This is a genomic window from Rhodopila globiformis (genome assembly GCF_002937115.1).
Classification (GTDB): domain Bacteria; phylum Pseudomonadota; class Alphaproteobacteria; order Acetobacterales; family Acetobacteraceae; genus Rhodopila; species Rhodopila globiformis.
In genome coordinates this window covers 1-6,683 of record NZ_NHRY01000242.1, presented here as the reverse complement: position 1 = coordinate 6,683, position 6,683 = coordinate 1, and the positions used below count along the sequence as shown (strand labels likewise).

The following is a 6,683-nucleotide window of genomic DNA, read 5'->3' as shown; positions in this document are numbered from 1 at the left end:
CCAGGTCCGCTGCGCCGTCTACAACGGCACGCTCGGCTCCGGCTTCGGGCAGCGATTCTATCCGGCTAACGATCCGATCCCGCAAGCAGTGGTTGCCGCCTGACACCCCCAATCTTCAGGCAGTCCCTATGCTCACCCGACAAATTGATGGTTTCACTTCGCCCTCCCAAACCACGTCCACTTTGAGAACCATAGTTCTGGCGGCGCGCAATCAGGAAGGGCGCCGATACCCAGCGCCTCAGGTCCGAACTGCCGGACTACGGTTCTCAAAGTGGACGCGGTTCAGTTCCGGATGTCCCGGTGAGTCGGCATGTGATCCGAACACCAAGAGGCGTTGGCGCGCCGGGCGCACCACGCGTGGTTTCGCCCGGGTGAGTCCGCATGCGGTGGCCGCAGCCGCCAGAAGCAAATTCGGAGGGGAACATTCCGCTCAAGGTGACCTTGTCAAAGTAGGCGGACAGTGCCACGTTCGTTGCGACAACGTTATGGTGGCCCTGCGGCCGCCATGACGGCGGGGCGGCGCCGCGCGTCCGGTCGCCTGAGTCAGAGCTTACGCAGTGCCTGCTCCGGCCTCAGGCCATGCGGTCGATCTCGATCGTGACGTGCGACAGGGCGCGGAACCGCGCCAGCCGCCCCCGGTAGAATCGCGCGTCGTGTTCCGACTGCGTCATGACCGAGAGGATCGCCCCAAGATGGCCGGGGCCGAGCCGCCAGACATGCAGCTCGCCAAGCCGATCCCCGTCGGCCTCGATGGCGCTCTGGACCGCACGCGTCATTCGTTGGTCCGGGTTCATGTCGAGCAGGATGGCGCCGGTGTCGCGGATCAGCCCGTAGGACCAACTGGCGATGACGCAGGCGCCGATGGTGCCCGCCAGCGGATCCATCCACAGCCAGCCGAAGGCGCGCGCCAGCAGCAACCCGGCGATGACCAGGACGGACACCGCGGCATCCGCGGCGACATGGATGACGGCCGCCCGCATATTGTTGTCGCGATGCGCCGCACCGTGGGCATGCTCGTGCTCCTGGAAGACGACGGCACAGTCGCCCCCGCCGGCGCGGACATGCGCGGTGAAGGCATGAGGCTCCGGGATCTCGTCAAGGCTTTCCAGGTATCCGCCGCGGTCGGCCATGGCGAACACCTGGCGCGCGCCGTCCGGCCGCACGGTTTCGATGCTGACGGCCGCCGGCATCGTCCCCGTCTCGGCGTGCAGGCGGAACACCGGCGGATGGTTGTCCTCGAACACGCTCAGGACCAGGACGCCTTCGGACGTGGGGATGCGGTGTGCGTCATCATGGCCGTCGGCGTGGCCGTGGCCATGCCCGTGATGGTGGTGATGGCCGCCCGACAGCAGCCAGGCCGACGCCACGTTCACCGCCAGGCCGAGGCAGGCGATCGGGATGGCCTCGGCGAAATGGATCGGCACCGGCGCGACGAAGCGGGAGACCGCCTCGTAGCCGATGAGGACGGCGATCATCGCCAGGATGATGGCGCTGGTGAACCCGGCCAGGTCGCCGAGCTTGCCGGTCCCGAAGGTGAAGCGCGGATCGTCCGCATGCCTGCGGGCATAGTGGTAGGCAAGCGCGGCCAGCAGCATGGCGCCGGCATGGGTGGACATGTGCAGCCCGTCCGCCACCAGCGCGATCGAGCCGAACAGCCACCCGCCGACGATCTCCAGCGCCATCATCACACCGCACAGCCAGATCACCGCCCAGGTCCGGCGCTCGGCATGCGCGTGCCCCTGTCCGAGGAAGACGTGGCTGTGCGTCATCGGAAACACCGGGACTTCGACATCCGCCATGGGATCGGCCTTCATTTCAGATAGGTCCGGACGACCGCCAGGAGCTCCTCGGCCGCCTCGGCGTTCAGGGCTTTGGGGTGGGTCTGCGGATCGACGAGGTGGGTGCGCACATGGTCCTCGACCACCTCGGCCATCAGCCCGGCCATGGCCGCGCGGGCGCTGGCGATCAGGTGCATCACCTTCTCGCACCCGCTCTCGGCTTCCAGGGCGCGCTCGATCGCCTCGACCTGGCCGCGGATGCGCCGGACGCGCGCCAGGAGCTTTTCCTTCTCGCGAACGGTGTGTGTCATGGTCGGATTTTAGCATAGGGGGCTACCCTATGGAAAGGGCGGTTGCGCCGGAGGCTGCCCCCTCCACGCCCCAAAGCCACGGCGTGCCGGCGCCGAACCAGGCCGGCAAAGCGATGCCAGCGGTGGGCGCGGGACCGGGCGCCCTACGCCTCCCCGTCCGAGGGCTCCGCGACGTGCGCGACCATGTCGGCAATCGTGACGCGGATATGCTGGTCCGCCGCGGCGTAGAAGATCTGCTTGCCGCGGCGTTCCGCCCGCAGGATGCGGGCCGCCCGCAGCAGCCGCAAATGGTGGCTGACCAGGTTCGCGGACAGCCCGGTCCGGGCGGCGACCTCGGAAACCGGGATCGGCGCATCCAGGCAGGCCAGGATGATGGAAAGCCGGCTCGGGTCGCCCATGATCCGGAACATCTCGGCCAGTTCGGCGATCTGGGCCGGCGCGATTGACAACACTGCGGGCACGGGTAGACAACCTATATCGGAATACCTGTTCATGTGACGTTATACTGTAACAGGCAAGCCGTCCATCTTTTCCTGGAGCACGGCCATGGGCGACGACCACCAGCATCATCACGGCCACGAACACGGGCACCACGACCATGGCCACGATCACCACCACGGCATTGGCGGGCACCACCATGCCCCGGCCAGCTTTGGCAAAGCCTTCGCCATCGGCGTGGTCCTGAACACGATCTATGTGCTGGCCGAGGCGTTCTGGGGCATCGCCGCGCACTCGGTCGCGCTGCTCGCCGATGCCGGTCACAACCTGGGGGACGTGGTGGGGCTGCTGGGCGCCTGGCTGGCCGCCTGGCTCAGCCACAGGGCGCCGAGCGGGCAGTACACCTACGGGCTGCGCCGCTCCTCGATCCTGGCGGCGCTGGCCAACGCGATCATCCTGCTGGTGGTAACCGGCGGCATCGCCTGGGAGGCAATCCAGCGCCTGATCACGCCGGAACAAGCGGGCGGCAAGACGATCGTGATCGTCGCCATCGCCGGGGTGTTCGTCAACGGCATCACCGCCTGGCTGTTCATGGCCGGGCGCAAGGGCGACCTGAACATCAAGGCCGCCTTCCTGCACATGGCCTCCGACACGGTGCTGACCCTGGGCGTCGCGGCGGCGGGCGGCATCATCATGGTGACCGGCTGGCTGTGGCTGGACCCCGCGGTCAGCCTGGTGATCAGCATCGCCATCGTCATCGGCACCTGGTCGCTGCTGCGGGACGCCGTGAACCTGTCGATGGACGCCGTGCCGCGCGGGATCGACCAGGCGGCGGTGAACGGCTACCTGCGCGCGCTGCCCGGCGTGACCGAGGTGCACGACCTGCACATCTGGGCCATGAGCACGACCGAAACCGCCCTGACCGCGCATCTGGTGCGGATCGACGCGGACGGCGACGGCGACCTGCTGCGACGGATCACCTGCGACATGCGCGCGCGCTTCGGCATCGGGCACGCCACCATCCAGCTGGAAACGGCCGAAGCGGCCCGCGCCTGCGAATTGCGGCCCGACCACGTCGTCTGATGACGTTCAGTCGAGGCAGGCACTGCGCCGGGCAAGCATCGTTGCTGGATGATGTGGCTGTATTCCCTCATCCCCGTCGCCGTGGCCGCGGCCGGCGCCATCTGGACGACACTGCGGCCGCCCAGCCCCAAGGTCATCGGCGCCATACAGCATTTCGCGGCCGGCGTCGTATTCTATGCAGCCGCCGGCGAGATCCTGCCGGACGCGGTGAGGCAGGGCACCGTCTGGCCGGTCATCCTGGGCGGCGGCATCAGCATCGTCGCGATGCTGCTGCTGCGCCATGTCACCGAGGGATCGGAGCAACGCCCGATCGGCCTGGTGGCCGCCGCCGGCGTGGATGCGCTGATCGATGGACTCGTGCTCGGGCTCGGCTTCAACGCCGGCCGGCAGCAGGGCATGCTGCTGGCCATTGCCCTCGCCATCGAGTTCCTGTTCCTCGGGCTGTCCATCACCGGGGCGCTCGGCAAGCAGACGTCGTGGTGGATCGTCATCGGCAGCGCCATCGGCGTCTCGCTGTGCGTGCCGCTGGGCGCGCTCATCGCCCTGCCGGTGGCGAGACTGCCCCGGGTCTGGCAGACCGTTGCCTTCGCGTTCGGCCTGATCGCATTGCTCTACCTGGTCACGGAGGAGTTGCTGACCGAAGCGCATGAGCGGCCGGAAACCGCATGGGGCACGGCGGCGTTCTTCGTCGGCTTCCTCGCCCTGACCGTCATGAGCGAGATGATGGCGTCATGACGTGGGGGGACTCCGGCATCGCATCGGGTGATGAACATCCGGCGAGCCGGTCTGACGGCCAGGTTTCAGGATGACGGGCCATGGCGGTCTCCCTGGCGGTTCATGAGGGAAAGACGTGCAGAATGTCCAACGGCGACGTACGCGTAAGGCTTTCCCACCTGGTTTGCAGGCCGGATCCGGCGATGCGCGGGCGGCAGGGCATCGGCATCGGCGACTCCCCGAAGTGCCACGGCGTCTGGCGTGATCCTGGCGCGCCGGGCGAGCGTATCGATCGTGCGGGCCTCGCCGGGCGGGGCATTTCATGACGCGCCCCGGGGCTGAACAGGCGCAAGAGGCCGGGACCGGCGCAATCCTCGAGCCCGGAGCGACATGCTGGCGACTGGCGCGTGCCGATCGCATGGCGGTTATCATCGACGCGGCCGCTTACTTCGCGCACCTCAAGGCGGCGATCCTGAAAGCACGTCACGCCATCCTGCTCATCGGCTGGGATTTCGACACCCGCGTCGCGCTCGACCGCGAGGACCCCGACCCGCACGCGCCTAACCGCCTGGGATCGCTGCTGAACCATGTGGTCCGCCGCCATCCGCAGCTACGCGTCTATGTGCTGCGCTGGGACCTGGCCTTTCTCAAAATGCCATTGCGCGGCACGACGCCGCTGTTTCTGCTCGAATGGCTGACCAGCCGCCGCCTGCATTTCCACCTGGACGCGCATCACCCGCCGGACGCCTGCCATCACCAGAAGATCGCGGTGATCGACGACGCCATCGCATTCTGCGGCGGCATTGACGTTACTGTCGATCGATGGGATACGCCGGCGCATCCCGACAGGGATCCCCGGCGCGTGCGGCCGGACGGCTCGCAGCATGGCCCCTGGCACGACGTGACCGCCGCCGTGGACGGCGCCGCCGCGCAGGCGCTCGGCGCGCTGGCCCGGGCGCGGTGGCAGACGGCGAACGGATGGCGGCCGGACGCCCCGCGGCCCGTCGGCGACTACTGGCCCGAGGGGTTGGAGCCGGGGTTCCGCGCGGTGGACGTAGCCATCGCCCGGACCGAACCGGCCTATGGCGGGCAGCCGGAAGTGCGCGAGATCGAGGCGCTGTATCTCGCCGCGTTCGCCGCGGCGCGCCGCACCATCTATCTGGAAAGCCAGTATTTCAGCGCCCACCGCCTCAGCGAGGCCCTGGCGGAGCGGCTGACCGAACCGGACGGCCCGGAGGTGGTTGTCGTCAATCCCAGGCAGGCCGAGGGCTGGCTCGAAGAGGAGATCATGGGCTCGGCCCGCGCCCATCTGCTTCGCAAGCTGCGGCGGGCCGACACGCACAACCGCCTGCGCTTCTACACGCCCGTGACCGAGGGCGGCGCCGACATCTATGTGCACGCCAGGGTGCTGGTGATCGATGACGCCCTGATCCGCATCGGGTCGTCCAACGTCAACAACCGGTCGATGGGCGTGGATACGGAATGCGACCTGGCCGTGGAAGTCCGGCCCGGAGACGCGGACGCGCCGGCCCTGCGAGCCGCCATCCTGCGCGTGCGCGACAGCCTGCTCGCCGAGCACCTGGGCATCACGCGCGACGAACTGCGCGAAATCCTGCAAGCGGAGGACGGTTCCCTTGTCCGCGCGCTGGATCGCCTGCGGGGCCGGTCCGGCAAGACCCTCGTTCCTTTCGAGCCGCCGGCACTGTCCGGGATGGAGCGCGAACTGGCCCGGACATACATACTCGATCCGCAACGGCCGGAGAGCATGAGCGCCACCTTCATCCAGGCACTGCGTGTCGTTGTGCCGGCCCACGCCGCCGCGCTTGCAGCCGTCGCCGTGGCGGTGGGCGTGGGCGCTGTCATCGCTGGCCGGCGACGGGACGGCGCGTAGTACCGCTCGCCGGAAAGGCTGCCCGTATTGGATGTGGCGGAAGGCCTCCCGTCTTTCGGCGCGCCACGGTTGGCAAGGGCTGGGGGATGGGGGCTGTCTGCGGCGTGTGGACCGGTGTCGTCCGGCACCGTCCGTGCGCGTTCATCTCTTCGGGATTTTAACCCGAGCTTCCGACTTGCCATTATTATAAATTGGCCGGAATCCTGGAAAGACTGTCCCGGCCGTCTAAAAGTGTAGCCATATAATAACGCATTTGTGACTTGTACCGGGCGGCCAAATCGACTCTGCTTCGGCCATACATATCGAAGCCGTGCCGAACCGGAGCTCGCCGCCGGGACTGCCTGAAGATTGGGGGTGCGGACGACGGCGCGATAGTTTCGTGTCTGTTCTCTGATTGGGGGTGGACGCGTGGCTTGGATTGTGCGGTTGGTGAAAACCGACGCTGACGGTGAGCAGCGGTCCGTTGAC

Annotated in this window: 7 protein-coding genes; 4 read left to right on the top strand and 3 right to left on the bottom strand. The window is 67.9% G+C overall.

Translation table 11 applies throughout. The features are described from left to right. Positions 1–572: 572 nt before the first annotated feature. From dmeF to CCS01_RS24450, 3 genes are all read right to left on the bottom strand, one after another. Positions 573–1,814: a CDF family Co(II)/Ni(II) efflux transporter DmeF gene (gene dmeF, locus CCS01_RS24460; protein WP_239992379.1), complete on the bottom strand. Its 1,242-nt coding sequence runs from the start codon at positions 1,812–1,814 to the stop codon at positions 573–575. Then, entirely contained in the window at positions 1,811–2,089 is a 279-nt protein-coding gene (locus CCS01_RS24455; RefSeq protein WP_104521380.1) for a metal/formaldehyde-sensitive transcriptional repressor, read from the bottom strand. Before CCS01_RS24455 ends, dmeF begins: the two co-directional genes overlap by 4 nt. 143 nt (positions 2,090–2,232) lie before the next feature. Then, on the bottom strand, positions 2,233–2,550 hold the full coding sequence (locus CCS01_RS24450) for an ArsR/SmtB family transcription factor (RefSeq protein ID WP_239992378.1): 318 nt from the start codon (positions 2,548–2,550) through the stop codon (positions 2,233–2,235). 85 nt (positions 2,551–2,635) lie between these two features. On the opposite strand from CCS01_RS24450, the gene CCS01_RS24445 reads away from it, so the two are divergent. From CCS01_RS24445 to CCS01_RS24435, 4 genes are all read left to right on the top strand, one after another. After that, positions 2,636–3,610, top strand: a complete 975-nt coding sequence (locus tag CCS01_RS24445; protein WP_104521378.1) for a cation diffusion facilitator family transporter — start codon at positions 2,636–2,638, stop codon at positions 3,608–3,610. 48 nt (positions 3,611–3,658) lie between these two features. Continuing rightward, complete coding sequence (locus CCS01_RS24440; RefSeq protein WP_104521377.1) at positions 3,659–4,345, top strand: ZIP family metal transporter; 687 nt, start codon at positions 3,659–3,661, stop codon at positions 4,343–4,345. An 80-nt stretch (positions 4,346–4,425) separates the two neighbouring features. Next, complete coding sequence (locus CCS01_RS33165; protein ID WP_146101944.1) at positions 4,426–4,650, top strand: hypothetical protein; 225 nt, start codon at positions 4,426–4,428, stop codon at positions 4,648–4,650. 92 nt (positions 4,651–4,742) lie between these two features. Next, positions 4,743–6,215 (top strand): phospholipase D-like domain-containing protein, encoded by a 1,473-nt coding sequence (locus tag CCS01_RS24435; protein WP_239992377.1) that lies wholly within the window; start codon positions 4,743–4,745, stop codon positions 6,213–6,215. Positions 6,216–6,683 lie beyond the last annotated feature (468 nt).

What these genes read in the sequence shown, in the direction of transcription:
- dmeF (WP_239992379.1), bottom strand. Translation starts at nt 1,814, where the DNA reads ATGAAGGCCGATCCCATGGCGGATGTCGAAGTCCCGGTGTTTCCGATG.
- CCS01_RS24455 (WP_104521380.1), bottom strand. Translation starts at nt 2,089, where the DNA reads ATGACACACACCGTTCGCGAGAAGGAAAAGCTCCTGGCGCGCGTCCGG.
- CCS01_RS24445 (WP_104521378.1), top strand. Translation starts at nt 2,636, where the DNA reads ATGGGCGACGACCACCAGCATCATCACGGCCACGAACACGGGCACCAC.
- CCS01_RS24440 (WP_104521377.1), top strand. Translation starts at nt 3,659, where the DNA reads ATGATGTGGCTGTATTCCCTCATCCCCGTCGCCGTGGCCGCGGCCGGC.
- CCS01_RS33165 (WP_146101944.1), top strand. Translation starts at nt 4,426, where the DNA reads ATGGCGGTCTCCCTGGCGGTTCATGAGGGAAAGACGTGCAGAATGTCC.
- CCS01_RS24435 (WP_239992377.1), top strand. Translation starts at nt 4,743, where the DNA reads ATGGCGGTTATCATCGACGCGGCCGCTTACTTCGCGCACCTCAAGGCG.